Origin of the sequence: Staphylococcus sp. Mo2-1, assembly GCF_046721385.1 — a bacterium.
GTDB lineage: Bacteria > Bacillota > Bacilli > Staphylococcales > Staphylococcaceae > Staphylococcus > Staphylococcus equorum_A.
Window position 1 is genome coordinate 1,131,793 of sequence record NZ_JBEUUK010000001.1, and the last position, 26,542, is coordinate 1,158,334.

Annotated in this window: 20 protein-coding genes and 9 pseudogenes; 1 reads left to right on the top strand and 28 read right to left on the bottom strand. The window is 33.0% G+C overall.

Going from position 1 to position 26,542, the window contains the following annotated elements; translation table 11 throughout:
- Positions 1-9 precede the first annotated feature (9 nt).
- The 11 genes and pseudogenes from floA to lepA form a co-directional block, all read right to left on the bottom strand.
- Positions 10-995, bottom strand: a pseudogene (gene floA / locus ABLV95_RS05715) (flotillin-like protein FloA).
- Positions 996-1,007: 12 nt separating this feature from the next.
- Positions 1,008-1,718: an NfeD family protein gene (locus ABLV95_RS05720; protein ID WP_285323259.1), complete on the bottom strand. Its 711-nt coding sequence runs from the start codon at positions 1,716-1,718 to the stop codon at positions 1,008-1,010.
- A 243-nt stretch (positions 1,719-1,961) separates the two neighbouring features.
- A complete protein-coding gene (gene rpsU / locus ABLV95_RS05725) occupies positions 1,962-2,132 on the bottom strand; it encodes a 30S ribosomal protein S21 (RefSeq protein WP_460876599.1) in 171 nt (56 codons plus the stop codon).
- A gap of 187 nt (positions 2,133-2,319) precedes the next feature.
- A pseudogene (locus tag ABLV95_RS05730) lies at positions 2,320-3,073 on the bottom strand (16S rRNA (uracil(1498)-N(3))-methyltransferase).
- A gap of 2 nt (positions 3,074-3,075) precedes the next feature.
- Complete coding sequence (gene prmA, locus ABLV95_RS05735; protein WP_460876601.1) at positions 3,076-4,014, bottom strand: 50S ribosomal protein L11 methyltransferase; 939 nt, start codon at positions 4,012-4,014, stop codon at positions 3,076-3,078.
- A 3-nt stretch (positions 4,015-4,017) separates the two neighbouring features.
- Positions 4,018-5,155, bottom strand: a pseudogene (gene dnaJ / locus ABLV95_RS05740) (molecular chaperone DnaJ).
- A 146-nt stretch (positions 5,156-5,301) separates the two neighbouring features.
- A pseudogene (gene dnaK, locus ABLV95_RS05745) lies at positions 5,302-7,147 on the bottom strand (molecular chaperone DnaK).
- Between the two features lie 55 nt (positions 7,148-7,202).
- Entirely contained in the window at positions 7,203-7,817 is a 615-nt protein-coding gene (grpE, locus tag ABLV95_RS05750; RefSeq protein ID WP_046465459.1) for a nucleotide exchange factor GrpE, read from the bottom strand.
- A gap of 26 nt (positions 7,818-7,843) precedes the next feature.
- A complete protein-coding gene (hrcA, locus tag ABLV95_RS05755) occupies positions 7,844-8,824 on the bottom strand; it encodes a heat-inducible transcriptional repressor HrcA (RefSeq protein WP_046465460.1) in 981 nt (326 codons plus the stop codon).
- Positions 8,825-8,923: 99 nt separating this feature from the next.
- Positions 8,924-10,049: pseudogene (gene hemW / locus ABLV95_RS05760) on the bottom strand (radical SAM family heme chaperone HemW).
- A 98-nt stretch (positions 10,050-10,147) separates the two neighbouring features.
- Positions 10,148-11,972, bottom strand: a pseudogene (lepA, locus tag ABLV95_RS05765) (translation elongation factor 4).
- Between the two features lie 321 nt (positions 11,973-12,293).
- Between lepA and rpsT the strand changes: the two are divergent.
- Entirely contained in the window at positions 12,294-12,545 is a 252-nt protein-coding gene (gene rpsT / locus ABLV95_RS05770) for a 30S ribosomal protein S20 (RefSeq protein ID WP_002507464.1), read from the top strand.
- 165 nt (positions 12,546-12,710) lie between these two features.
- Here rpsT and holA read toward each other — a convergent pair.
- The 17 genes and pseudogenes from holA to ABLV95_RS05855 form a co-directional block, all read right to left on the bottom strand.
- Positions 12,711-13,684, bottom strand: a pseudogene (holA, locus tag ABLV95_RS05775) (DNA polymerase III subunit delta).
- Between the two features lie 72 nt (positions 13,685-13,756).
- A complete protein-coding gene (locus ABLV95_RS05780; RefSeq protein WP_460876603.1) occupies positions 13,757-15,724 on the bottom strand; it encodes a DNA internalization-related competence protein ComEC/Rec2 in 1,968 nt (655 codons plus the stop codon).
- Positions 15,725-15,970: 246 nt separating this feature from the next.
- Positions 15,971-16,432, bottom strand: coding sequence for a ComE operon protein 2 (locus ABLV95_RS05785; RefSeq protein WP_285323272.1), 462 nt, complete (start codon positions 16,430-16,432; stop codon positions 15,971-15,973).
- A gap of 85 nt (positions 16,433-16,517) precedes the next feature.
- Complete coding sequence (locus ABLV95_RS05790; RefSeq protein ID WP_460876605.1) at positions 16,518-17,036, bottom strand: helix-hairpin-helix domain-containing protein; 519 nt, start codon at positions 17,034-17,036, stop codon at positions 16,518-16,520.
- Positions 17,037-17,109: 73 nt separating this feature from the next.
- The gene (locus ABLV95_RS05795) at positions 17,110-17,238 is read right to left on the bottom strand and encodes a hypothetical protein (protein WP_460876607.1); all 129 of its coding nucleotides are present in this window, start codon (positions 17,236-17,238) and stop codon (positions 17,110-17,112) included.
- A 50-nt stretch (positions 17,239-17,288) separates the two neighbouring features.
- Complete coding sequence (locus ABLV95_RS05800; RefSeq protein WP_285323275.1) at positions 17,289-18,005, bottom strand: class I SAM-dependent DNA methyltransferase; 717 nt, start codon at positions 18,003-18,005, stop codon at positions 17,289-17,291.
- Positions 18,006-18,007: 2 nt separating this feature from the next.
- On the bottom strand, positions 18,008-18,361 hold the full coding sequence (rsfS, locus tag ABLV95_RS05805; protein ID WP_046465467.1) for a ribosome silencing factor: 354 nt from the start codon (positions 18,359-18,361) through the stop codon (positions 18,008-18,010).
- Positions 18,362-18,946 (bottom strand): bis(5'-nucleosyl)-tetraphosphatase (symmetrical) YqeK, encoded by a 585-nt coding sequence (gene yqeK, locus ABLV95_RS05810; protein WP_460872688.1) that lies wholly within the window; start codon positions 18,944-18,946, stop codon positions 18,362-18,364.
- Positions 18,936-19,508 (bottom strand): nicotinate (nicotinamide) nucleotide adenylyltransferase, encoded by a 573-nt coding sequence (nadD, locus tag ABLV95_RS05815; RefSeq protein WP_460872689.1) that lies wholly within the window; start codon positions 19,506-19,508, stop codon positions 18,936-18,938. Before nadD ends, yqeK begins: the two co-directional genes overlap by 11 nt.
- A complete protein-coding gene (gene yhbY, locus ABLV95_RS05820; protein ID WP_002507455.1) occupies positions 19,508-19,798 on the bottom strand; it encodes a ribosome assembly RNA-binding protein YhbY in 291 nt (96 codons plus the stop codon). Before yhbY ends, nadD begins: the two co-directional genes overlap by 1 nt.
- A 12-nt stretch (positions 19,799-19,810) precedes the next feature.
- Positions 19,811-20,608 (bottom strand): shikimate dehydrogenase, encoded by a 798-nt coding sequence (aroE, locus tag ABLV95_RS05825; protein ID WP_427704331.1) that lies wholly within the window; start codon positions 20,606-20,608, stop codon positions 19,811-19,813.
- Between the two features lie 12 nt (positions 20,609-20,620).
- Positions 20,621-21,721 (bottom strand): ribosome biogenesis GTPase YqeH, encoded by a 1,101-nt coding sequence (yqeH, locus tag ABLV95_RS05830; RefSeq protein ID WP_427704329.1) that lies wholly within the window; start codon positions 21,719-21,721, stop codon positions 20,621-20,623.
- A pseudogene (locus ABLV95_RS05835) lies at positions 21,722-22,250 on the bottom strand (YqeG family HAD IIIA-type phosphatase).
- Between the two features lie 17 nt (positions 22,251-22,267).
- Positions 22,268-22,955, bottom strand: a pseudogene (gene mtnN, locus ABLV95_RS05840) (5'-methylthioadenosine/S-adenosylhomocysteine nucleosidase).
- Positions 22,956-23,185: 230 nt separating this feature from the next.
- Positions 23,186-24,418 (bottom strand): NRAMP family divalent metal transporter, encoded by a 1,233-nt coding sequence (locus tag ABLV95_RS05845; protein ID WP_046465474.1) that lies wholly within the window; start codon positions 24,416-24,418, stop codon positions 23,186-23,188.
- Between the two features lie 3 nt (positions 24,419-24,421).
- On the bottom strand, positions 24,422-25,180 hold the full coding sequence (pxpA, locus tag ABLV95_RS05850) for a 5-oxoprolinase subunit PxpA (protein ID WP_427704326.1): 759 nt from the start codon (positions 25,178-25,180) through the stop codon (positions 24,422-24,424).
- Positions 25,180-26,538: an acetyl/propionyl/methylcrotonyl-CoA carboxylase subunit alpha gene (locus ABLV95_RS05855; RefSeq protein ID WP_460876610.1), complete on the bottom strand. Its 1,359-nt coding sequence runs from the start codon at positions 26,536-26,538 to the stop codon at positions 25,180-25,182. The genes pxpA and ABLV95_RS05855 overlap by 1 nt, the downstream gene beginning before the upstream one ends.
- Between the last annotated feature and the right edge of the window lie 4 nt (positions 26,539-26,542).

The following is a 26,542-nucleotide window of genomic DNA, read 5'->3' on the forward strand; positions in this document are numbered from 1 at the left end:
CACCCCTAATTAATTTTCCGGTGATTCATCATCTTTTGGGTTCGTACGTTCGTTGATTGAGTTTCTCATGCCAGTATCAGCTTCAACATTTTTAAGGTTATAATAATCCTTAACGCCTAAGTTGCCAGAACGTAACGCTTCTGCCATAGCAAGTGGTACTTCTGCTTCTGCTTCAACAACTTTAGAACGCATTTCTTGAACTTTAGCTTTCATTTCTTGCTCTTGAGCTACAGCCATTGCTCTACGTTCTTCTGCTTTAGCTTGTGCAATGTTTTTGTCAGCAAGTGCTTGTTCAGTTTGTAAGTCTGCACCAATGTTTTTGCTGATATCAACGTCAGCAATATCGATTGATAAGATTTCAAATGCTGTACCAGAATCTAAACCTTTACTAAGTACTGTTTTAGAAATATTGTCTGGGTTTTCTAAAACTTGTGTATGGTGCTCACTAGAACCAATTGTTGATACGATACCTTCACCGACACGTGCAATAATTGTTTCTTCACCGAGCACCACCTACTAAACGAGCGATGTTAGCACGAACAGTAATACGCGCTTTAGCTTTTACTTCGATACCGTTCATCGCTACACCTGCGATAAATGGTGTTTCTATTACTTTTGGGTTAACTGACATTTGAACAGCCTCTAATACATCACGGCCAGCTAAATCAATAGCCGCTCCACGTTCAAATGGTAAGTTGATGTCGGCTCTTTGTGCTCGCAATGTTAGCATCAACAACACGGTCAACGTTTCCTCCTGCTAAGTAATGTGATTCAAGTTGGTTTGTTGTTAAATTCAAACCAGCTTTGTGTGCCTTAATTAATGGTGAAATAACTTTTCGTGGTGAAACTCTACGAAGTCTCATACCAACTAATGTTCCAATACCTACTTTAACGCCTGCGGCTATTGCTGAAATCCATAATCCGACTGGAACAAATGAAAATAGTAATAATAAAGCTATTACTACTATGACGACGATAACAACTAATCCGATCATACTTTCTCTCCTTTATGATTCGTTTTCTCTAACAACAACTCTCGTACCTTCTACTTCTAAAATGGTTACTGCTTTATTTCGCAAAATAAATGATCCATCAGAAACTGCGTCGATACGTTCATTGTTGAGTGTAATGATTCCTGCTGGTCTTAAATCTGTTAATGTAGTAGCAGTAAGCCCAACTAAATGAGAGCGATCTTCATGTGAAGTGTAGCCTGCCTCTGCATTTGTAGAATCCTTCAAAACTACTTTATCTAAAAACGGTATCTTACGTTTGAAAATTTTCACTAGTACCACCCACTCTATGATTGATAATATCAATGCTACAACTACACTAGCAATCATATAAATTAAATTGTCACCTAAAGTAATAATACTAAAAATTATTAGCCCCATACCGATAATTCCGATAATCGCACCAACAACAAAAAGTTCTATTATTACCAATATGACACCGATTCCAAATAAGATGATTGAATACAAGTTGACATCGCCTTTTACAAAAAACCCTAAAAAGAGTATCAATAAGGCTAATGTGGCAACGATACCCACAATATTTATCTTATTAGAGTATAATTGATATAAAAATCCTAGGAAGATAATACAAGTTAAAATTAAAGCTCCAAACGGACTGACGATAACGCTTGCAACATTATCAATCCAATTTCCTTGTTCAACAAAGTTGACTGAAAATATTGTATGTATACTACTCGAAGGAATCACTCTATCACCTCGCTCTCAACTTGATTATACATGAAATGAATGTATGATTATAGCGTTTATAGCATAAATGTTAATTATATTAATTTTTTCAAATCATGAACCTGAATATATAAAAAAATAATAGTCTTAGTTGTTGAACAACTAAGACTATTACTATTTATAATTAATGTTGGTGTTGAGGGAGTCAACGACACAATTAATTATTAGAATATTCGTTTACGTGCAAGCTACCGTTAGTAAATACTATTTACGTTTACGCGCGACTTCTGATTTTTTCTTACGTTTAACACTAGGTTTTTCGTAATATTCACGCTTACGAACTTCTTGAATTGTACCGCTTTTAGAAACTGTACGTTTGAAACGACGTAACGCATCTTCAAGTGATTCATTACTCTTAACTGTTGTTTTAGACATGTGTATTTCCCTCCCTCCAAATATCAACGAAACTTTATTATCATTTCATGGTTATGACCATGTATTAATCAGTATAATATATCTGATTAAAGCGGTCAATTAGTAAAATTTACAATTTTTTAATTTAAAGCAAAAATTTGTACTAAAATGTATACATTGTATTACTTAACACATGATTATTTTAACATTAATCTAATAAATCTTTTTCAAAACTTACAGCACTTAATACGTAAAGTGGTGCAGTTTCTGCTCTTAAAATTCTAGGACCTAGACCAATTTGATACGCCTTACCATCGAATAATGCTACTTCTTCTTCTGATAAGCCACCTTCTGGCCCAAATATAACTAACACACGAGCACCAGATTTCATTTCACGAACTACAGACTTAAAATTGTGCGTTTCACCTGTTTTAGCAAGCATCTTCATAAGCGATGAGTACATAATCGTATTCATCGATATGATTATAAACTACTTTTAAACTTGGTTCATAAGTTATGGACGGTATAGCTAAACGGTAGCTTTGCTCAGTTGCTTCTTTAATAATCTTTTGCCGGCGCTCTAATTTTTTAACAATCTTACTATCATTTAATTTAACCACTGAACGTTTCATACCAGCAGCTATGAAATGATTAGCACCTAATTCTGTCGATTTTTGGAGCATCCATTCATATTTATCAGCTTTAATTAAACCACTACAAATCGTAATATGTTGAGGTAATTCAGTATCAATATCAATTTTTTCTACTAACGAAAGTTCAATACCTTCAGTAGCTATATCGATAATCTGACACTTATATACGTTCTGATCCACAAATGTAATAATTATTTTATCGCCAGTCTGATGACGCATCACATTGGATATATGGTGTATGTCACCTTTATCAGTAATGAAAAAACGCTGATTTACATCAGCGTTTTGGTCAATAAAGTATCTTTGCATCGTTATTCGCTCACTTTCTGTCCAACGATACAAACCCAACTGTTATCGTGATTAATAGAAACAATTTCAAAACCACTACGCTTCATATGATTTATAATAGATTCATGTTTTTCTTCTATAATACCAGAAGTTATAAAATAACCATCTTTATTTAAAACGTTATAAGCATCTTCGATCATTTCTTCAATAATATGAGCTAAAATATTGGCGACAACAACATCAAATTTTTCAGTTTCTTCTGTTAGTAAATTACCAGGAACAGCTTCAATTGCCTTAGCACAATTATTTTTCATGAAATTTTCTTTAGCAACTTTCACTGCCATTTCATCAACGTCTAATGCTTTAATACGTTTAACACCTAAAAGATGTGCGACAATACTTAATATTCCTGAACCTGTACCAACATCTATAACTGAATCATTCGGCTTCACATAAGTTTCAATTGCTTTTAAACACATGCTCGTTGTAGGATGATCGCCTGTACCGAATGCCATACCTGGATCCAATTCTATGCACAACTCACTATCATCTTCTTTTTGATATGTTTCCCAACTAGGGACTATCGTAAATTGTTTTGATGCACGAAATGGATGAAAATAATTTTTCCATTCATTTTCCCAATCTTGTTCTTGAAGCATTTGTTCTTCGTAGTTAAAAATAGAGTTATCTAGAGATTCAACTTGCGAAATTTCATTTAAAAGCGCTTTTCTAAACGTTTCAGTATATTTCAGTTCATTGAAATACGCTTTTAGCCTGACCCCTTGTTTAGGGTAATCATTAGCATTAAGCGCATATAGCTCGCCATATTTATCCTCAAAGTCGTGATTTAAGTCATGAGAGTCCTCTATAACAACACCATTTGAACCAAAATTTTCCAATATATTAGTAATTATAGGCGTTACTTCATGATTAGCAATGATTGATATCTCGGTCCAATTCATATTCTAATCTCCTTTAAAGAATCTTTTAGCTTTGTCTCTAAAATTTGATGCTTGTTCAGAAATTTCTTCGCCATCAATTTCGGCAAATTCTCTTAATAATTCTTTTTGTCGATCACTCATTTTACTTGGTGTTACGACATTTATATTGATAAATAAGTCGCCATAGCCGTAGCCATGAACATTCTTAATTCCTTTTTCTTTTAGACGGAATTGTTTTCCAGTTTGCGTACCTGCTGGAATTGTTAACATCACGCTGCTGTTAAGCGTCGGCACTTTAACCTCGTCACCTAGTGATGCTTGAGCGATACTGATATCAAGTGAATAATAAATATCATCGCCATCTCTTTCAAATTTTTCTGAAGGTTTAACTCTAAATACAATATACAAATCACCTTGAGGTCCGCCATTTTCTCCAGGAGCACCTTCACCTGCTAATCTAATTTGTTGTTCATTATCTACACCTTCAGGTATTGTGACACTGATTTTAACATTTTTGTTCTCAGTACCTTTGCCCTTACATGTTGGACATGGTTCTTCAAACTCTTGTCCAGAACCACTACATACTGGACAAACTTTTTCAGTTCTAACTCTGCCAAGTATTGTATTTTGTTCTACAGACACATGTCCAAGCACCACTACAGTATTCGCAAGTTTTCTTTTTAGTACCTGGCTTAGCGCCCGCACCATCACAAGTGTGACAAGACACATCTTTACGGATTGAAATTTCTTTTTCACTACCGAAAACAGCTTCATCAAACGTAACTGTCATTGTATATTGTAAGTCATCGCCTTTTCTTGGGGCGTTAGGATCACGTTGTTGACGGCCGCCACCAAAGAATGAACTGAATATATCTTCGAAACCACCGCCACCAAATCCACTAAAGTCTTGGCCACCGAATCCTTGGCCGCCAAAGCCACCTTGAGGACCATCATGTCCAAATTGGTCATAATTTGCGCGTTTATTTTCATCGCTTAATGTTTCATAGGCTTCAGAGATTTCTTTAAACTTCTCATCAGAACCTTCTTCTTGATTAATATCCGGGTGATACTTCTTTGATAATTTACGATAAGCCTTTTTAATTTCATCTTTAGAAGCGCCTTTGCTGACACCTAAGACTTCATAATAATCTTTTTTGGCCACTAATATCTCTCCTTTTACTGTTTTATTAAATCATTTTTAAAAAAGGAAAAAGTCAAAGCCAATGTTCAATTGACTTTGACTTAATTTGGCTAAGCAATTGTGTCATATTTTTCTATTAATAACAATTAATTAGTCAATGACTATACTTATTTTTGGTTGTCTTGGTTGTCCTCATCTTTTACTTCTTTGAAATCAGCATCTTCAACATCACTATCTTGAGAAGCATTTGCTTCTTCACCTTGTGCTTGTTGTTGAGCTTGAGCAGACTTGTTCATATACTTTTGTTGATAAGTCTTGAACTACTTTTTCTAACTCTTCTTTTTTAGCTTTGATATCTTCAATATCTTCGCCTTCAAGTGCTGATTTTAATGCTTCTTTCTTATCTTCAGCATTTTGTTTATCTTCTTCGCTGATGTTTTCACCTAAATCAGTGATCGTTTTTTCAACTTGGAATACTAAGCTGTCTGCTTCGTTTCTTGTATCACTTTCTTCGCGACGTTTTTGGTCAGCGTCAGCATTTTCTTCAGCGTCTTTAACCATACGATCGATTTCATCATCTGATAGTGAAGAGCTAGATTGGATTGTGATATTTTGCTCTTTATTTGTTCCCAAGTCCTTAGCAGTAACGTTTACAATACCATTTTTATCGATGTCGAAAGTAACTTCGATTTGAGGTACGCCACGTGGAGCTGCTGGAATGTCAGTTAATTGGAATCTACCAAGTGTTTTATTGTCTGATGCCATTGGACGTTCACCTTGTAACACGTGAATATCAACTGCTGGTTGGTTGTCTGCTGCTGTTGAGTAGACTTGTGATTTAGATGTTGGGATTGTCGTATTTCTTTCGATAAGTGTATTCATACGTCCGCCCATGATTTCAATACCTAATGATAATGGTGTAACGTCTAATAATACTACGTCTTTAACATCACCAGTGATTACGCCACCTTGAATCGCCGCACCCATAGCAACAACTTCATCAGGGTTAACGCCTTTATTAGGTTCTTTACCTACTTCTTTTTTAACAGCTTCTTGAACTGCTGGGATTCTTGTTGAACCACCAACTAAGATAACTTCATCAATTTCTGAACTTGATAAGCCTGCATCGCTCATTGCTTGGCGAGTTGGTACCATTGTTCTTCTGATTAAATCGTCAGCTAATTCTTCAAATTTAGCACGAGTTAAATTAATTTCTAAGTGTAATGGGCCATTTTCTCCAGCTGAAATAAATGGTAGTGAAATTTGAGTTTGAGAAACGCCAGATAAATCTTTTTTAGCTTTTTCAGCAGCGTCTTTAAGACGTTGTAAAGCCATTTTATCTTTTGATAAATCTACGCCGTTTTCTTTTTTGAATTCAGAAACTAAATAGTTAATGATTACTTCATCAAAGTCATCTCCGCCTAGTTTGTTGTCACCTGCAGTAGAAAGTACTTCGAATACGCCGTCACCTAATTCAAGGATTGAAACGTCAAAAGTACCGCCACCTAAGTCAAAAACTAATACTTTTTCTTCTTTTTCTGTTTTGTCTAAACCATATGCTAAAGCTGTTGCAGTTGGTTCGTTAATAATACGTTCTACTTCTAAACCAGCGATTTTACCAGCATCTTTAGTTGCTTGACGTTCACTGTCGTTGAAATATGCAGGAACAGTAATAACTGCTTTTTCTACTTTTTCACCAAGGTAATCTTCAGCTGTACCTTTAAGGTTTTGTAATACCATTGCTGAGATTTCTTGAGGTGTGTATGATTTACCTTCAACATCAACTTTGTAATTCGTACCCATATGACGTTTAATTGATTGAATTGTATTAGGGTTTGTGATTGCTTGACGTTTAGCAACTTCACCTACTTGAGTTTCATCATTTTTAAATGCAACTACTGATGGTGTAGTTCTTGCACCTTCAGGGTTTTGGATTACTTTTGGCTCATCGCCTTCTAAAATTGAAACACATGAATTTGTTGTACCTAAGTCAATACCTATTACTTTACTCATAAATAATTTCCTCCTGTTTGTTTATATAAATTGGTGTTTTCATCAATACTAAAACCTATTGATTTACTTTAACCATTGAAGGTCTTAATACACGTTCTTTTAGTTTATAACCTTTTTGTAGCTCTTGAGTGATTTCGCCTGATTCAAAATCAGGATTGTCATCTTGAACTACAGCTTGATGAATGTTCGGGTCAAATTGATGACCTTCTGTTTCAATTAATTCTAAACCATTTTCTTTTAATGCATTAATTAAACTTTCATGAATCATTTCCACACCTTTTTTAAGTGATTGGAATTGTTCATTTTCGCCTTCAATTTGTAACGCACGCTCAATGTTATCTATTGTTGGTAGAATATCATTAAGTACATCTTGCGCTTTATATGCTTTCATTGTTTGATTTTCTTTTTGGATTCTACGCTTATAATTTTCAAACTCTGCGTATAATCTTAAATACTTTTCTTCATTTTCTTGAACATCTTGTTTTAATTGTTGAATTTCTTCATCTTTAGGATCTACATTTTCTGTAGTTTCTTGTGAATCATCCTCCTGCAGATTATCTTGTGATGCTTCTGTAGTTTCATCAGTATTAACAGAAGATGTATTTTGCTCGTTATCAGTTACATCTTCATTTGCTTCTTGATCAAATACTGATTCATTTTTTTCTGTCATTTTCCGCCCTCCAATACAATACTTAATTACCAAATCGTATTTAGTAATCGTATTACGTTCTGATAATTCATTGCTGTTGGTCCGATAACCGCAATTTGGCCTTTTAATCTATCGTCAATGTGATACTGACTTGTGACGATAGAAATACCACTCAAACTTGATTCTATTTCATGTCCAATTTTGACGTTAATTGTCGAATTGGACATATCATCAAGTAATTGCGTGATTTTATTCGATTCTATATATTGCAAAATAGGTTGAATCGATGACACGTTCGTTTCATTCAACGCATCAATTAGTTTAACCTTTCCGCCCATAAAAATGCCATTACTTTGATTATCAAAATGAATCTCGATTGTACTTAGCATATCTTTGATAAAATGCTTCTCTAATTCAGAATTAACAAAAGCATCTAACTCATTTTCAAAACGATGATGATTCCATTCATCATATTTAGCAGTAACAAAATTCGAAATTTTTGTCAGTTCGTCATTAGATAACGGAACTTCGGATGCTAAATGCAGATGTTCTACATGACCGGATGTGAACACGACTACCATTATAACCAAATAGGCATTTGCTCGAATCAAATGAATGTTATTAATTATATCTTTTTTGTGATTTGGACGCATTACCAACGTTGTATATTGAGATGCAATTGAAAGTTCATTTGCAAATTCGCTCAATGCTGAGGAAATGTCATAATGATTATCAACTAGTAAATCACTCAAACGTTGAATTTTTGTTTGCTGTTGATGAGATGTTTGTTGCAATAATTGATTCACATAATATCTGATGCCTGACTGTGATGGTGATCGCCCTGATGAAGTATGTGTCTTCTCAATCAATTCAAGATCTTCGAGATGCTTCATCTCGTTTCGAATAGTTGCAGGACTAAAATTCAATTTGTGTCGTTCAATCAGTGTTTTTGAACCAATTGGATGACCTAAATCAACATAATCTTCAACAATTGCATTAAGTATGCTCAATTGTCTATCGCTAATCATGTTTTCACCTCATTAGCACTCTTTTGTTCCAAGTGCTAATTATAATTTATCAAATTGGTCAAAGTAAGTCAATGTTAAAGCATTCAATTTTAAATTTATTTATACATTTAATAAAAATGCTTCAAAGACAATATTCCCAATCACTTTTCCACGTTCAGTCATCGTGATATGTCCATTTTGATCAATTAAAAGTTCACGTTGAATTAAGTCTTCTATAGTTTGACCATAGACTTCTTCTAAGGTTTTTCCAAATTTCTGTGAAAATTTGTCTTTATCCACACCTATATTCATCCGTAATCCTAAAAACATTTCTTCTTCCATTTGTTCTGTTTCAGTAGGAAATGTTGAATCTAATACGGGTCGTTCATTGTTTTGTACTTTTTTAATGTAATGGTTTACTGGATTTACATTATTATAACGCTCTCCATTTACATAACCACTTGCACCAAGCACCAAAGCCATAATAGCCTTCATTTTTCCAATACACTTTATTGTGTTCGGATTCATGTCCAACTTTACCGAAATTGGATATTTCATATTGATGCATCTCTGATTGTTCCATTCTTTCTAATAGATATTCGTACATTTCTTCACCAATATCTTCATTAGGAACTTTCAATTGTCCTTTTCTATACATATTATAAAATTTTGTTTTGGGTTCTAATATCAAACCATAACTGGATATATGATCAATATCCATCGACAAAGCCTTTTCTAGACTATCTTGAAAATCTTCTAGAGTCTGGTTTGGCAAATGATACATTAAATCTAAACTAATAGATGGAATGCCAACTTGACGAGCATTAGCAACAGATTGATAAATATCTTCTGTTTTGTGTGTTCTACCAAGTATGTCTAATAATTCTGGTTTAAATGTTTGAACACCCATAGACAACCTATTGACACCGTAATTTTTAAGTAATTGAACTTTTTCAATTGTTAATTCATCGGGATTTGCTTCAAAGCTAAATTCGCCTTTTATTTCAAAAGTATCTGTAATAGCTACTAATAATTTTTCGAGTTGTTGATAATCAAGTGCTGTGGGCGTACCGCCGCCAACAAAAACTGTTTCTAATTTTCTTATTTCACTTTGTTGCATTTCAGTGATTAAACAATCTAAATACGTATCAACTGGTTGGTTTTGTATAAAGTACTTGTTGAAATCACAATACGTACAAATCCTCACGCAAAAAGGAATATGGATATAAGCACTTTTCACTTCCATATTGCGTTCACCTACTTTCATTTTTTGAAGATGTGAGCACACAACAAAAAACTGGGGCATAAATCGAATGGATTTAAGGCCCCAATGTTTAATTTATATTAATCTTCATCCATCTTAAGAACTGCTAGGAATGCATCTTGAGGAATCTCAACGTTACCTACAGATTTCATTTTAGCTTTTCCGGCTTTTTGTTTTTCTAATAATTTTTTCTTACGGCTAATATCTCCGCCGTAACATTTAGACAATACATTTTTACCCATCGATTTAATATTTGTACGCGCAACAATCTTTTGGCCAACTGCTCGCTTGAACAGGAACCTCAAATTGTTGTCTTGGAATAAGTGTTTTTAATTTTTCAACTAACATTTTACCACGATCATATGCGAATTCTTTATGTACTATAAAGCTTAAAGCATCTACTTTTTCGCCATTTAGCAATATGTCCATTTTTACTAAGTCACTTTCTTTATTATCAATAAATTCATAATCAAAAGAAGCATAACCTTTTGTATTCGATTTAAGTTGATCGAAGAAATCAAAAACCACTTCTGATAATGGAATTTCATAAATAATATTTACACGAATATCATCCATGTACTCCATATTTACAAATTGTCCACGTTTACGCTGACATAATTCCATTACAGCACCAACATAATCATTAGGTACCATCATAGTAGCTCTAACAAATGGTTCGTAGATCGTATCAATTTTATCTCTTTCAGGCATATTGGCTGGATTATCAACAGTAACTTCTTCACCTGTTTTCATAATACATTGATAGATTACTGACGGTGCTGTTGCAATAAGTGCAATACCGAATTCACGTTCGATACGTTCTTGAATAATTTCCATATGAAGCATACCTAAGAAACCGGTACGATAACCAAAGCCTAATGCTTGTGATGATTCAGGTTCGAATTCTAATGAGGCATCATTTAATTGTAATTTTTCTAATGCATCACGCAAGTCGTTGTAGTCTTTGTTATCTATAGGGAATAAACCACAGAATACCATCGGGTTCATTTTTTTATAACCTTGTAGTGCTTGTTCAGCAGGACGTCTTACATGCGTGATTGTATCACCAACACGTGAGTCGTCAACATTTTTTATACTAGCTATAATGTATCCTACATCACCGACAGTAAGTTCTTCTACAGCTAATTGTTTTGGCGTATTAATACCAACTTCAGTAACTTCGAAATCCTTACCTGTAGCCATCATTTTAATGCGGTCTCCAGGTTTAACCGTACCTTCCACAACTCTTATAGATGAAATAACGCCTCTATAAGGATCATACTCAGAATCAAAGATAAGTGCTTTCAACGGTGCTTCAGGGTCGCCTTGCGGCGGAGGAACAACTTCAACAATTTTTTCGAGTATATCTTCTATACCAATATTAGATTTTGCACTTGCTAGCACAACATCCTCTTTATCGATACCGATGACATCTTCTAATTCCTGCTTCACACGTTCTGGCTCTGCTGCAGGTAAATCTATCTTGTTAATTACAGGCAGTAGCTCCAATTCGTTATCTAGAGCTAAGTAAACGTTAGCTAAAGTTTGTGCCTCAATCCCTTGCGCCGCATCAACTACTAAGATTGCTCCTTCACAAGCGGCTAATGATCTAGACACTTCGTATGTAAAATCTACGTGTCCAGGTGTGTCAATAAGGTGGAATGTGTATATTTCACCATCTTTAGCTTCATACTTTAAGCGAACAGCATTTAATTTAATTGTTATACCACGTTCTTGTTCTAAATCCATGGAATCTAGCAATTGTGCGTGCATATCTCTCGATTCAACTGATTTCGTGTTTTCTAAAATCCTATCAGCTAACGTAGATTTACCATGGTCTATATGTGCGATAATTGAAAAGTTCCTAATATTTTCGCGTTTATTGAAACGGTCTTGTTTATCCATGTATTATCCTTCTCACTTTCATAATTCTAGCCCGTAAATATGTATGACATTCTTTGATATAATAACGTTTTTAGTAGGTAATTGCAAACTTACTACGATTTTTTACTATTTTCCGTAAATAATTGATATACTTGATATTGTATTCTACTTTGCATTATAGAGTGAATGTTCTTCTTTTCCAAATAGTATTGTACCATTTTCATCGATTCTATGCGCCCGCGATAAATAAATGATTGCAGAAAGGCGCTCGTTTTGATAAAATATTTCTTGTTGTAATCAAATTCATTTTGATAGCGAAATCATTATTAGGAGGTGACACACATGCCAAACATCAAATCTGCAATTAAACGTGTTAATACAAACCGTACTGCTGAAGAGCGTAACATTTCACAAAAAAATGAAATGCGTACAGCAGTTAAAAGAGCACACACAGCAATTGAATCAAATGCTGACAACAAAGCTGACTTAGTAAACTTCGCTTTGAAAAAAGTAGATAAAGCTGCTCAACGCAACTTAATCCACTCAAACAAAGCTGATCGTATCAAATCTTCACTTATGACAGCTGCTAAATAATAAAAAAGTTCAAGCCAAGGCTTGAACTTTTTTTATTTGCGTAAACAAATGAATATACGAATAACAAAGAAGTCTGAGCCACTGTGGTTTCAGGCTTTTTTTGTATTATTATGGGTTTTCAAACTTGTATTAACTTTTAAATAATATTAGCGCAAACATTTATAATTAAAGTGATAGAATAAATAATTCCAATATTAAATGTTTATCCATATAAGAAGATTTTAATTTATAGTCTGTCTCCGCACAATTATCAATAATATTCAATAAACTTTCCAATTGATAATGTCTTGCCTGATTCAATGCTAGTTTCACTCTATAAGGATGTACACTTATTGTTTTTGCAATTTGTTGTCCACTATAACCCTTTTGACTCAATATTTTACTTTGATAAAATAAACGATAATTACTCGTAATAAGTGCTAATAATTTAATAGGTTCTTCCTTCATTGCAATCAAATCTTTTACTAATCGTATTGCTTTAGCCTTATTATTTTTTTGGATGTATTCTGTCAGTAAAAACACATTCTGTTCAAGACTCCTGTTTACAATTTGTTGGACATCTTGTTTGTTTATCGTTGGTCTATCTCCTAGAAAAAGAATCAATTTTTCAATTTCTTGCTTTACTATATTGAAATTAATACCTGTTAATTCTATAAATAAATCTAAAGCATCTTGTTTTATATCTTTATAATTTCCATGTAATTCATTTTTAACCCAATTTTTAATTTCATCTTCAGACATTTGTTCAATTTTTTCAATTGAGCATGCTTCTTCAGAGTCTTTACTAATTTTTTTCGCTCATCAAGTTTAGAATGATAAACTTCGAATACAATCATACTCTCGCCATCATATTTTTCTATAAATTCCATGAGTTGCTCTATATTATGATTTACATCTTTAGGCGCTTTTTCACCAGTGAATACATATGCATTTTGTACTAATACTGCTTTTTTATCTGAGAAAAATGGCATCGTTAAAGCTTCTTCTATAATTGGAGCTAAATCGCTTTCATATAGGTTGTATTTAACAAAATTGAAATCATCTTTTGGAGTATCTAAATATTTCTCTATTACTTCTGTAGATTTTTTTTCAATTAATTCAGGCACTTCTCCGTATATTGTAATTATATTATTGCTCATATGTAGCACCCTTTCATCACTATTACACATTTAATCATTATATCATGCAGTGCTTTATCTCTCTACATAAAATCATTGATTTAGATTAGTACTAAGCCCAAAATTCGAATTTAATGTAATAGAAATTTCTCCGTTTTCATTTGTTTGTAAAACTTGAGAATTAGTATTTTTTAAGCGTTCCACTATTTCTTCATTGGGTAATTTATATCTATTATTTTGACCAACAGAAATTAAACTTATTTTCGGGTGAAGTGTATTTATAAAAGATGCACTAGAACTCGTTTTACTACCATGGTGTCCTACTTTTAAGATATCAATATTTTCAATGTGATACTTATTTAACAATAACTGCTCGTTATTTTTTGAAGCATCTCCCATAAGTAAAATCTTGAATTTATCATATTCAATTAATGTAATAATTGATTGTTCATTTAAATCATTTGATGTTGTAATTGTGGCATCTAATAATTTAATTTTCGCTTTGTTAAGTGAAAAACTTTGTATTGATTTAAAGTCTAATAGCTTTATGTTAAAACTTTTGCATATATTAACTAATGATTTCAGTTCTTTCAATTGGTAACTACTTTTATTAATTATTATATTTTTTATAGGATATTTTTCAATCAAAAAATTAAGTTCTCCCATATGATCTATATGTGGATGAGTAACAATTAAATAATCTATTTTCTTAATACCCTGTTTTTTCAAAGTCGGTAGTATATGAAATTTTGATATATTATGTTGGCTTGACTCTCCTTCTTGTAATAACTTGCCCCCCGTATCAATCAATAAACTCTCTTGCCTATTTGTCTCAAATAAAATGGCATCTCCCTGACCAACATCAAGCATTGTCAATTTATAATCATTAGATAATGGCAATACGGTAACGACTATATACAATAAAACAAATGAACAAATAAATAAACTATAAAATTTATGTGCAAATAATATTAAACACGCAAATAAGAGCGCAAATCCTAAAGTGATATGTAAGCCATTTAACTCTGGTACATACCATCTGTATGAACTTAAATAAATAAACATTTCCAAAATAAAATCATGTAGCTTTAAAATTAAATTAAGTAAATAAGTTAAAGGCGTTATTTCAAATGGAAAATGGCTTATAATAAAAAATAAAATTACTAACGGAAATAGTATAATGGTGTAAAAAGGAACAAAAATAAGATTCGCTAAAAAACCAAGCCATTGAATCTGGTTAAAATTAATAGCACTAATCATAAATGAACCTAACTGAGCTATTATAGTAATAATTAGAAGCGATTTTATCGGTGAGGATTGAGCTATTAAGGGTAATGAAAAAAGTATGAAGAATGTAATTAAAAAAGAAAATTGGAAGCCTATATTATAGGCATAAGCAGGATATATAATTGTTAATATTATAAATAAAAGTGCGAGAATGTTCATTGAATTCTTTATAATAGTTTTAGGAATTAAAATGATTATTAAGGCTGCTAAAATTGATCTCACAGCACTAGGAGCTAAATCAGTATAAAGAGCATATATCGGTAAAAAGATAAACAATACCATTTTGATGTAGGCTAACGGACACTTAAAAATATTTAATACGTATATTAAAATACCTATAATTGTCGCAATATGTGTGCCACTTACTGCTAATAAATGATAGATACCAATTTCTTTGAATTTATCTAATTCATTATTATCAATTTTCGAGGTATCTCCACTAATTAATGCAATAACTTTCTCCGGATACTTGATATTGGTGTGACTTAAACGTTCGAAAATATATTGTTTATGCTTATCTAAGATAGCGTGATATCTCGAATTATTTAGTTTACAACTTTCGAAGTCAATTGTATTAATAAAAAGTGAAACGGGGCTATATGGGGACTGATTTAATGGTTTAAATATTGCTTTCATATGACATGTCTTTTGATAGAGCTGTATGTATTTATAACTGTTAATGTTTTTATTAACAAAAAAGTAATAGTTATATTTTTTATTATTTATTTTAGCTTTACCATGTAGCTTTTGATGTTTCAGAATAGGTTTTGTCACAAATTGTGCATCTACTTCAATATTTTGATTTAAGTACACTGCACGTGCTTTATTCTCACTTACGAAATTACTCTGAAACATCATATAACTAATGAATGGTATGATTAAAACAAATAAAATTTGAAACCACTTTAACCTTTTGCGTATCACTAAAAAAATTAAGATACCACATAAAAATATCGATAATAATTTAACATGTAGCCATAGTAGACCGACTAAATAAGCAATTGCATAGTAAATCAGTGATTATTTATTGGTAAGGTATTGTGCTACATGTTCTTGATTAAATGGTATTTTTTTATAATCGATACCTGATTGGTGTAAAAGCTTTAACGCATATGAATGGTTGTGATAGTCTTCAGCGTAATAAATTGTTTGAATACCAGCTTGGATAATGGATTTCGTACAATTTAAGCAAGGAAAATGTGTGACATATATCGTTGCTCCCTCTGTTGACACCCCTTGTTTGGCACATTGTAGTAATGCATTCATTTCAGCATGAATTGTACGTATACAATGGCCATCCTCTAATAAACAATCCTCATCTATACAATGAACTTCTCCTGAAACTGAGCCATTGTACCCACCTGCGATGATTCTATTATCTTTAACAATTGTTGCGCCAACAGATAATCGTTGACAAGTGGAACGTAACGCCAATAAATGACTTTGAGCCATAAAGTATTCTTCCCATTTAATGCGATCCATGATGTTATACCTCCATTAATAGTAAATATTTATTTTATAAGTAACTATAGGTTAATTTGTATTGAGTTATATTGCAATAAAAAATCTATATTGTAAAATATGAGCCTAATTTTTCAAGCGTTTTTGCTCCAATGCCTTTAACTTCTGTTAATTGTTCGATAGATTCAAAAGCACCATTTTGTTCTCTATATTCTATAATAGATTTAGCTTTTGAAGGACCTATGCCTGGAACTGTTAACAGTTCCTCTTCTGTAGCACTGTTAATATTTATTTTTTCTTTATTAGTGCTATTGTCAATGACTTTTGTTGAGTTTGAGTTTGTGCTTCTATTAATACTATTATTAATATTTTCAGTCATTTGTTGATTTGAATTTATCGTTTCCTCTTTCTTTGGTATATAAATCAACTTTTGATCTACTAACTTTTCAGCTAAATTTATTTTTGACAAATCAGCATCATCAGTCACGATTGCTCGATCTAAAAGTTGTTTAATTCTATCAGAAGATTTCATTTTATAAATATCAGGATGCTTCACTGCACCTTTGACGTCCACAAAAATGTCTTCTGTTTTAATTTGCTTTGGTTGTTCATTACTATTTTTCATATGCTTTGCATTGGACTCTAGTTGTGTTTGTGTAGCTGTGGTAATTTCATCATTCGAATTTACTATATTATGATTATCTTCGTTTGTAAAAGTACTTTGCGAGCAACCAAGTGATTAAAATGACCACGAAAATTAAAATTGCTATAGCAACTGCTTTGTACTTACAAATGATTTCTTTTATATTGTTCCACTGATCTAACAAGAAAAAATCACTCCTTTATACTATACACGTATAAAGGAGTGATTTTACTTTTATTTTTTGACAATGAAAAACAGTCGATGCCCTTCATTGCTATTATTCTTAATATCAAAATCGACAAACGTAGTGATTTGGCTAAACCCTACATTATTAAGCATTTCCATATAATCTGCTTCTGTATAAGTCCGTTGATAGTGTGATTCATCGAACCTTGCATATTGATTATCATCTTGTTTAATAAAGAATGACATATCATGCCAAACACTCAGTGGTTCCTCGCCTTGCACAGCTTCCCAACCAAGAAAAACTTTTTCAGATTCATCGATATAACTTTGGTTATTAAATAATGTATTCATTTTAAAAGGTGTATGAACATCAAACATAAATACACCATCTGTTTCTAAATGGTTAAAAACATGACTAAATGTGGTGAAAACATGATCTTTTTCAGGTAAATAATTTAATGAATCACAGAAAATCGTAATTACATCAAATTTCTGATTCAACTCAAATTCAGTCATATCACCTTCTATCCAATTCACTTTGTTAGATTTCTGAGTTGCTATCGAAAGCATATCAACACTCAAATCCATACCTGTGATTTGGTCAAAGTCTGTTAGCAATGATGTTAAACTTCCTGTACCACAACCAATATCTAATATAGACGTCCTATTTTCTGCAAATTGGTTTACAATTTCTAACCATGATTCATAGGGTTGATCTAATGTTAATTGATCATAGAACAAGCTCATTTCTTCATATTGCACCATAATTAATAAACAACCTGTCTATAACTCTCAAGAGGTGCATCACGATATAATTTCTCAATATTATAGTAATCACGTTCATCTTTATGGAATACGTGTACCACTACATTAGATAGATCAATAAGGACCCATCTGGCATCATTAAAACCTTCCATTCGTTTTACTTCGATATCAGCTTCACCTGCTGCATCTTTTACCGAACGTGCTATAGCTTGGACTTGTTTTTCGTTATTACCATGACAAACTACAAAATAATCAGTCATGTCACTAATGCCTTTCATTTTTAAAGAAATAATATCTTCTGCTTTTTTATTCTCTGTTGCTTCGACAGCAATGTTTAATAATTGATCTGAATTCATTTAATCATCCTTTACTCTTTCGTCACTGTAATTGTAATAATTCAAGCATGCAATCGTGGCATCATAAACATTAATATCTTTATTAATTAAGTATAAAACTGTTCGCTTAGAAATTTCATAAATGGTTTTATCTAAGCTACCTTGATTGTATGCTAAATCTCTAATTTCTTCAACGCCTGGGGTCTGACGACCTGGTTCTATATAATCAGCTATGAATATTAATTTCTCAGTTTTCGTCATTTGAGCGCGTCCAGTTGTATGGTTTTTAATCGCTAGCAAGACTTCTTCATCAGTGACATTAAACTGTTGATTCATTATTATAGTTGCTACTGGGCCATGTAAAATTTCAGAGCCATAACTCAGTAAATTACTATCTAATTCATTCTGTGTAACAATTTGATACATTGATCCTAAATCATCATATTTACAGTAATCATGTAGTATACCCGCAAGTTCAGCCTTATCTTTGTCGCCATCATAGATTTCTGCTAATTTCACAGCTGTTTCAGCAACTCTCAATGAATGGTTAAACCTTTTCTCAGGTAATTTATCTTTAACTAAAGTAACTGCTTGATCAATTTTCATATAATCCTTCCTCTCGGATATATTGTTCTACACTAGGAGGAACTAAAACTTGAATATTTTCATCGTTTTTAATTCTATCTCTGATTAATGTTGAACTAATATCAATACGCGGTATATTGATTGCTAACATACCAGGCTCTACTTCTTGAGCTGATTTATCTCTGTTAACAATTACAAAAGTAATTAATGACTTTAACTCATCAATTTTATACCACTTTTCAAGTTGATTGTATTGGTCAGTACCTATAACAAAGTATAGCTTAGATCGAGGATCTTGCTTTAAAATATGCTCTACTGTATCATAAGTGTAGCTTTGCCCTTTACGTTCAATTTCATCAAGAAAAATTGTTCCAAATCCAAGTTCATTAATCGCACACTGAATCATATCTATTCTATACTGTGCGTCTAAAAAATCATTATGCTCTTTTAATGGAGACATATAGCTCGGTATAAAATAGAACTTCTCAGGTTTTATTACGTTATTCACTTCACTTGCAACAACCATGTGAGCTGTATGAATCGGGTTAAACTGCCCACCATATAATACAATTGATTCAGTCATTATGGTAATTGAATTTGTTTGTTGTCTTGAGATTCTTTGTACAATACAATCATAGACCCGATTACTTGTACTACATCACTTCTTGTCGCATCACTTAAACTTTGTGCTAAATCATTTTTATCTTCATAGTTATTTTGTAAAACATGTACTTTAATTAATTCTCTGTTTTCTAAAATATCGTTAATTTGACTAACCATATTATCATTAATACCTGATTTCCCAATTTGGAAAGTTGGATCTACGTTATTTGCTTTACTTCTTAAAAATCTTTTTTGTTTACCTGTTAGCATAATATGCTCCTTTTATAAATGTTTTAGTACTGCTTCTTTCATTACTTGAATGTCTGGTGTTTGTTCGGTCCAAATCTCAAAACTTTCTGCGCCTTGGTAAACAAACATGTCCAATCCATTGTGTATAGGATTGCCTTTTTCTTCTGCTATTTCTAAAATCGGTGTTTTAAAAGGAATATAAACAATATCACTTACTAATGTATGTGAATCTAATTGATCGAGACTTATAGCTACATCTTTGTTTTTATTCATACCTGCAGGTGTAGTATTAATAATAATGTCGAATTCAGATAATGACTTTTCTGCGTCTGATAAATTAATCTTATTTATATCCAAATCCCAGTTATCAAAGCGACTCATAGTTCTGTTAGCAACGGTTAATTTAGGTCGAACGTGTTTATTCAGTTCATTTGCAATACCTTTACTGGCACCGCCTGCACCTAAAATGAGTATATAAGCATTTTGTAAATCCGGATAAGCCTGTTTAAGACCTGTAACATAGCCTATGCCATCTGTATTGTAGCCTATCCATTTTCCGCCTTCAATTTTCACTGTATTAACAGCACCAACCGTTTTAGATTGGTCATCAATTTCATCTAAATAAGGTAGAATACGTTCTTTATGAGGTATTGTAACATTAAATCCAGAAAGCGCTTTGTCTTCTATGATTTCTTTAATAAGATGAAAATGTGCTTCAGGAATATTAATCGCTTCATATGTTGAATCATCATTTAAAGTCTCAAAGTTAGCGTTATGCATAACGGGTGACAAAGAATGATCTATAGGATTGCCTATTACTGCGTATTTCATATTAAACACACCTTACATTATTGAATTTCTTAATACAACATCTACATTTTTCGGTACTCGAACTATAACTTTGGCACCTTCATCAATCGTGATAAAACCTAATCCTGAAATCATCACATCTCGCTTCTCTTTACCTGTTTCTAATCGTACTGCTTTAACATTTTGTAAATCAAAATTATCAGGGTTATGAGGTGGTGACAATAGTGCACCTAACTGATTTTTCCACAATTCATTGGCATTTTCAGTTTTAGTTCTATGGATATTGAGTTCGTTTGAAAAATGACACACTAACGAACGTCTGCCACCACTAACATAGTCAATACGCGCTATTCCACCAAAGAATAAAGTTTGACCTTCATTCAATTGATATACGCGCTGTTTAACTTCTTTTTTAGGCATAATCGTTTTAAGCTCATCCTCCGTTACCACATGTGTCATTTGATGTGCTTGAATCACGCCTGGAGTATCAAACATAAATGATGTATCATCTAACGGTATGTCAATCATGTCTAGCGTTGTGCCTGGGAATCTAGAAGTAGTAACGACATCTTTTTCACCAACACTGCGTTCGATCAATTTATTTATAAGCGTAGATTTACCAACATTTGTAGTTCCTACAATATAAACATTATCGTTATTACGTAATGTGTTAATAGATGCTAACAAATCATCTATACCTTCATTTTTTTCTGCAGATATCAATACAACATCTTCAGTTTCCAAACCATATTTTCTAGCTGTTTTCTTCAGCCATTCTTTAACACGGCGTTTATTAATCTGTTTAGGCAATAAATCTAACTTATTGGCTACTAAAATGATTTTTTTATTACCCACGATACGTTTGATTGCATTAATGAAAGACCCTTCAAAATCAAAGACATCTACAACATTTACTACAATCCCTTTTTCATCTGCTAAACCATTCAACAAATTTAAAAAGTCTTCACTATCTAAACCAACATCTTGAACTTCATTGTAATTTTTTAGTCTAAAGCATCTTTTACATATGACATCTTCACGATGTAAATTATGTTCTGGCACATAGCCTGCCGCATCTGGATCTTCAGATTGAAGTGGTGCGCCGCATCCGATACATTTTAAAATTTCAGTCAATCAATTTTCCTCCCATTTGATATAGCCTTTTTTTCTAAAGTGTTGTAGTAATCTTCGTTCTATCATTCGGTTGAATTTCGTAATAAACCCATCCGTTTGTTTCACGGGAACCACCATAATTGTGAAGAGTCCACGTCTATTACCTCCAAATACATCTGTAAGCATTTGGTCACCAATCACTACAATTTCAGCAGGTTTTAGGTTCATTAATTGTGCGACTTGATTAAAAGCGCGACCTCTTGGTTTTTTGGCTTTGAAAATATAATCAACATTCAATGATTTTGAAAAACTACCAACACGTTTTTCATTATTATTAGAAACAATCGTAATTGTAATGCCTAATGCATTTGCTTTCTCAAACCATTGTTTCACTGCTGTAGTAGGGTCTGCTTCGTCCCATCCTACAAGTGTGTTATCTAAATCTGTAATAATTCCTTTCACGCCAGATGCTCGCAAGTTTATCAATATCTATTTGAAAAACGGACTGCACATATTCGTTTGGCATAAAATAGTTTTTTATTATACCCATTATTTATTTTCACCTTTTTATATAGTTTTAATTAAACGCTCAACAATTTCACTAGAAGATATTGTTGCTTTTTCTAAAAATGCATCAAACGTAATACCAAGCATCGCCGTCAGCTAAATCTGAAATTGCGCGCGTAATTATGAATGGTAAATTAAATTGATAGCAGGTTTGTGCAATTGCAGTAGCTTCCATTTCTGCAGCCATTGCTTGTGGAAAATTCATTTTAATCGTTGTACGTTGCTCAGTTGTACCAATAAAGCTATCTCCACTCACAATTAAGCCAGTTTTAGCTACTAGTTGTTGTTCATTAATTGCATCTGTTGCCTTTTGAATTAAATGCTCATCAGCAACAAATTGTGCTGGCATTTGTGGTATTTGTCCTAATTGATAACCAAATGCTCTTGCATCTGCATCATGATAAGTAACCATATCACTGACTACAACATCACCAACATTTAATGATTTATCTAACGCTCCTGCAGAGCCCGTATTAATAATTACATCAGGTCTGAATTTTTCAATTAATAATGTTGTAGAGATTGCTACGTTCACTTTACCTATACCACTTTGTGACAGTACTACTTCTTTATCATGTAGACGACCTTTATAAAATATTACATGCGCAATTTTTATTTCTTCTAATGTTACAAGTTTATCTTTTAAGATTGCTACTTCTTCTTCCATAGCACCTATAATACCTATCATTATAATTCACCTCATATTAAAATCCTAGCCTTAGTTATTCTACCACATTTATGTTCATAGCTCGATCATTGTTCAACTTTTTATTATTAAATTCTCTATGCTATTTTCCCTATTTTTAAGTAATTAATAATAATTTTTTTATACATTTGAATTCCTTATTTTTTCCATATAAAAACTCTGAACAACACATGAGCAGTATGTATCGTTCAGAGTATTAAAATATTTATATATTAACTACCAAATAAGCCTGATAAGCTTTGTAGAGAGAATAACGCTGCAGCAATTGTAACTATTACTGCCAATATACCAAAGAGTAACATCCATGTTGGATGATGATAATCTCCGACAATCGATTTTCGTTTACTCGCTATTAAAATTGTACCTAAAGTGATTGGTAGAATAAATCCGTTAAGTGCTCCGGCAACGATTAATAAAGTAACTGGTTGACCTATGAATAAAAATACTAGCGTAGAAACTACAATAAAACTAATTACAATTATATTGGTTTTATTGTATATCGATTTATGTAGTGTTTTTAAAAATGTCGCACTCGTATAAGCAGAACCAATTACAGATGACATTGCGGCTGCGAATAATACGACACCAAAGATACTACGTCCAACTGGTCCAAGTACATGTTCAAAGACTGAAGCTGGTGGGTTTTCTGAACTTAAAGTAACACCTGTAACAACTACACCCAATACCGCTAAGAATAATAAAACTCTTAAAACGCCGGTAGTCAATATGCCTGAGATCGCGGCTTTGTTAATAAATGGTAAATATTCTTTGCCTTTAATTCCAGAATCTAAAATTCTATGTGCCCCTGCAAAAGTAATATAACCACCAACTGTACCACCTACCAAAGTAATAATCGGTAATACAAGCGCCAATGGTTGTTCTGGCATGACTAAATGCTTAGCCGCTTCTGCATATGGCGGGTTGGCCTTAAACATTACAAACGCTATGACTACGATCATAAGCATTCCTAAAAACATTGTAACAACGTCCATAATTTTTTGGCCACTTTTACTAATAAAGATACCGATAGCTAGAACTGCTGTAATTGCGGCGCCAATCTTCACATCTAAACCGAAAATGGCATTTAAACCAAGTCCAGCTCCTGCTATATTACCGATATTGAAAGCTAATCCTCCAATGGCTATCAGTATCGAAATAATTGTACCTAGCCCACTGAAAATCTCATTTGCTACTTCTTGACCACGTTTACCTGTAACTACTAATACTCTCCAAATATTTATTTGTGCACCAATATCTATAATAATAGATAATAGGATAGCAAATGCAAAACTTGCAGTAAATTGTGCAGTAAATACTGCGGTTTGAGTTAAAAATGCTGGTCCAATAGCAGATGTTGCCATTAAAAATACCGAACCTAATAGTAACCTTTTATGGTTTTTTGTGAACTCAAAATCTTTTTCTTCAGAACTTAATCTTTCTTTCATAGGTTAGCCCCCTAGACTTTTTATAGAAACGCCTTCTTTCGTTAATCTTTCTCTAATTTGTGTTACAAACTCGAGAGCATGTGTACCATCTCCATGCACACAAATTGTATCAGCCTCTATGCTGATGGTCTTTTGGCTTTTTGCGACAACGGTTTGTGATTTCACCATGTTAACTACTTGCTCAATTGCTTCATTTGTATCCGTAATTAATGCATCGTGTTCTTTTCTACTTACGAGTTGGCCATCATCTTCGTATCGTCTATCTGCAAAGACTTCTGAGGCTGTTGTTAAACCAACTGATTTAGCTTCAGAAATTAATGACGTGTTAGATAATCCCACATATATTAGGGTGTTGTCAATATCAAATACTGCTTGTGCAATTGCACGCGCTATATCTTTGTTTCTAGCTCCCATTTGATAAAGGGCGCCATGCGGTTTTACGTGATTAATCTTCACGTTATGAATTTTACAAAATCCACTTAACGCACCAATTTGATAAACAACAATATCATAAATTTCACTTGGTGATAAATCCATATTTCTACGTCCAAATCCTTGTAAGTCTGGTAGTCCTGGATGAGCACCGATGCCTACATCATGTGCTTTGGCTAATTTTATCGTTTCATTCATTACATGTTGGTCCCCGGCATGGAAACCACAAGCAATATTTGCTGAAGTAATAAGTGGGATGATATGTTCATCCCCTCCAAATGAATAATTACCGAATGCTTCACCGAGATCACAATTTAAGTCTACTTGCATTAAGATACCCCCTTGATAATTTGGTGCCTATCTAAAAATTTTATATCTACTTCTTTTGCATCTCCATCTGCATACAATGGATAAGATAATACTGCGTATAAAAAGTCAGCAGTTGTTGTAAAACCGTCTATCACCATTTCATCTAAAGTGACTTTTAATTTTTTAATTGCACGTTGTCTGTCGGGTGCTTTGACAATCACTTTTGCTACTAAAGAATCATAGTAAGGAGAGACAGTATAACCTTGATAAAGTAAGCTATCTACACGTACGTTAAATCCTTGTGGTAAGTGTAATGCTTCTACTTTGCCTGGTGAAGGCTGGAATTGTCGTTCTGGGTTCTCTGCATTAATTCGTGCTTCGATTACATGTCCATCAAAAACTATATCTTCCTGTGTGAAAGGCAATTTGCCATTTATCATCAAGTATAGTTGAGCTTGTAGTAAATCCCTATTCGCTCTCATTTCAGTCACAGTATGTTCTACTTGAATACGCGCATTCATTTCAATGAAATAATATGCTTCGTCTGTTACTAAAAATTCGATTGTACCTGCACTTCTATAATTTGAAGCCTTTGCTACTTTGACAGCATCAGTACACATTGCATTTCTAGTTTCTTCTGATATTGTCGCACATGGTGATTCTTCAATTAATTTTTGGTTTTTTCTTTGTACAGAACAATCTCTTTCTCCTAAATGTATGTAATTATTCTTACCATCACCAATGACTTGAACTTCTACATGCTTCGCTACAGGAATGAACGATTCAACATAAATACGATCATCACCAAAATACTTCTCGCCTTCACTCTTGGCCTCTTTAAAAGCTTTAGGCAATTCTTCAACTGTTTTAACAATTCTAATGCCTTTACCACCGCCACCGCTAGTTGCTTTTAAAACTAGGGGGAAGCCAACATCTTTTGATATTTGTTTCACTTCTTCAATTGACTCCACAGCATTCGTAGAACCTGGAATAATTGGCACACCCGCATCATCAACCGTTTGACGTGCAGTGATTTTATCACCCATCATTTCCATCGTCAATTGTGTTGGACCAATGAAATCAATATTATTTTCTTCTACTTTTTGTGCAAAAGAAGTACTCTCTGATAAAAAGCCATAGCCTGGATGTATTGCAGTAGCACCACTGATTTTGGCGGCGCTAATAATTCTGTCTTGATTCAAATAACTCTCTAGTGGATTTGCTTCACCTATACAAATAGCTTGATCTGCTAAACTCACATGTAAACTCGTTTCATCCCCTAATGCATATATAGCTACTGTTTCAATATCCATCTCTCTACATGCTCGGATAATTCTAACAGCTATCTCTCCTCTGTTTGCTATTAAACAACGATACACAGCA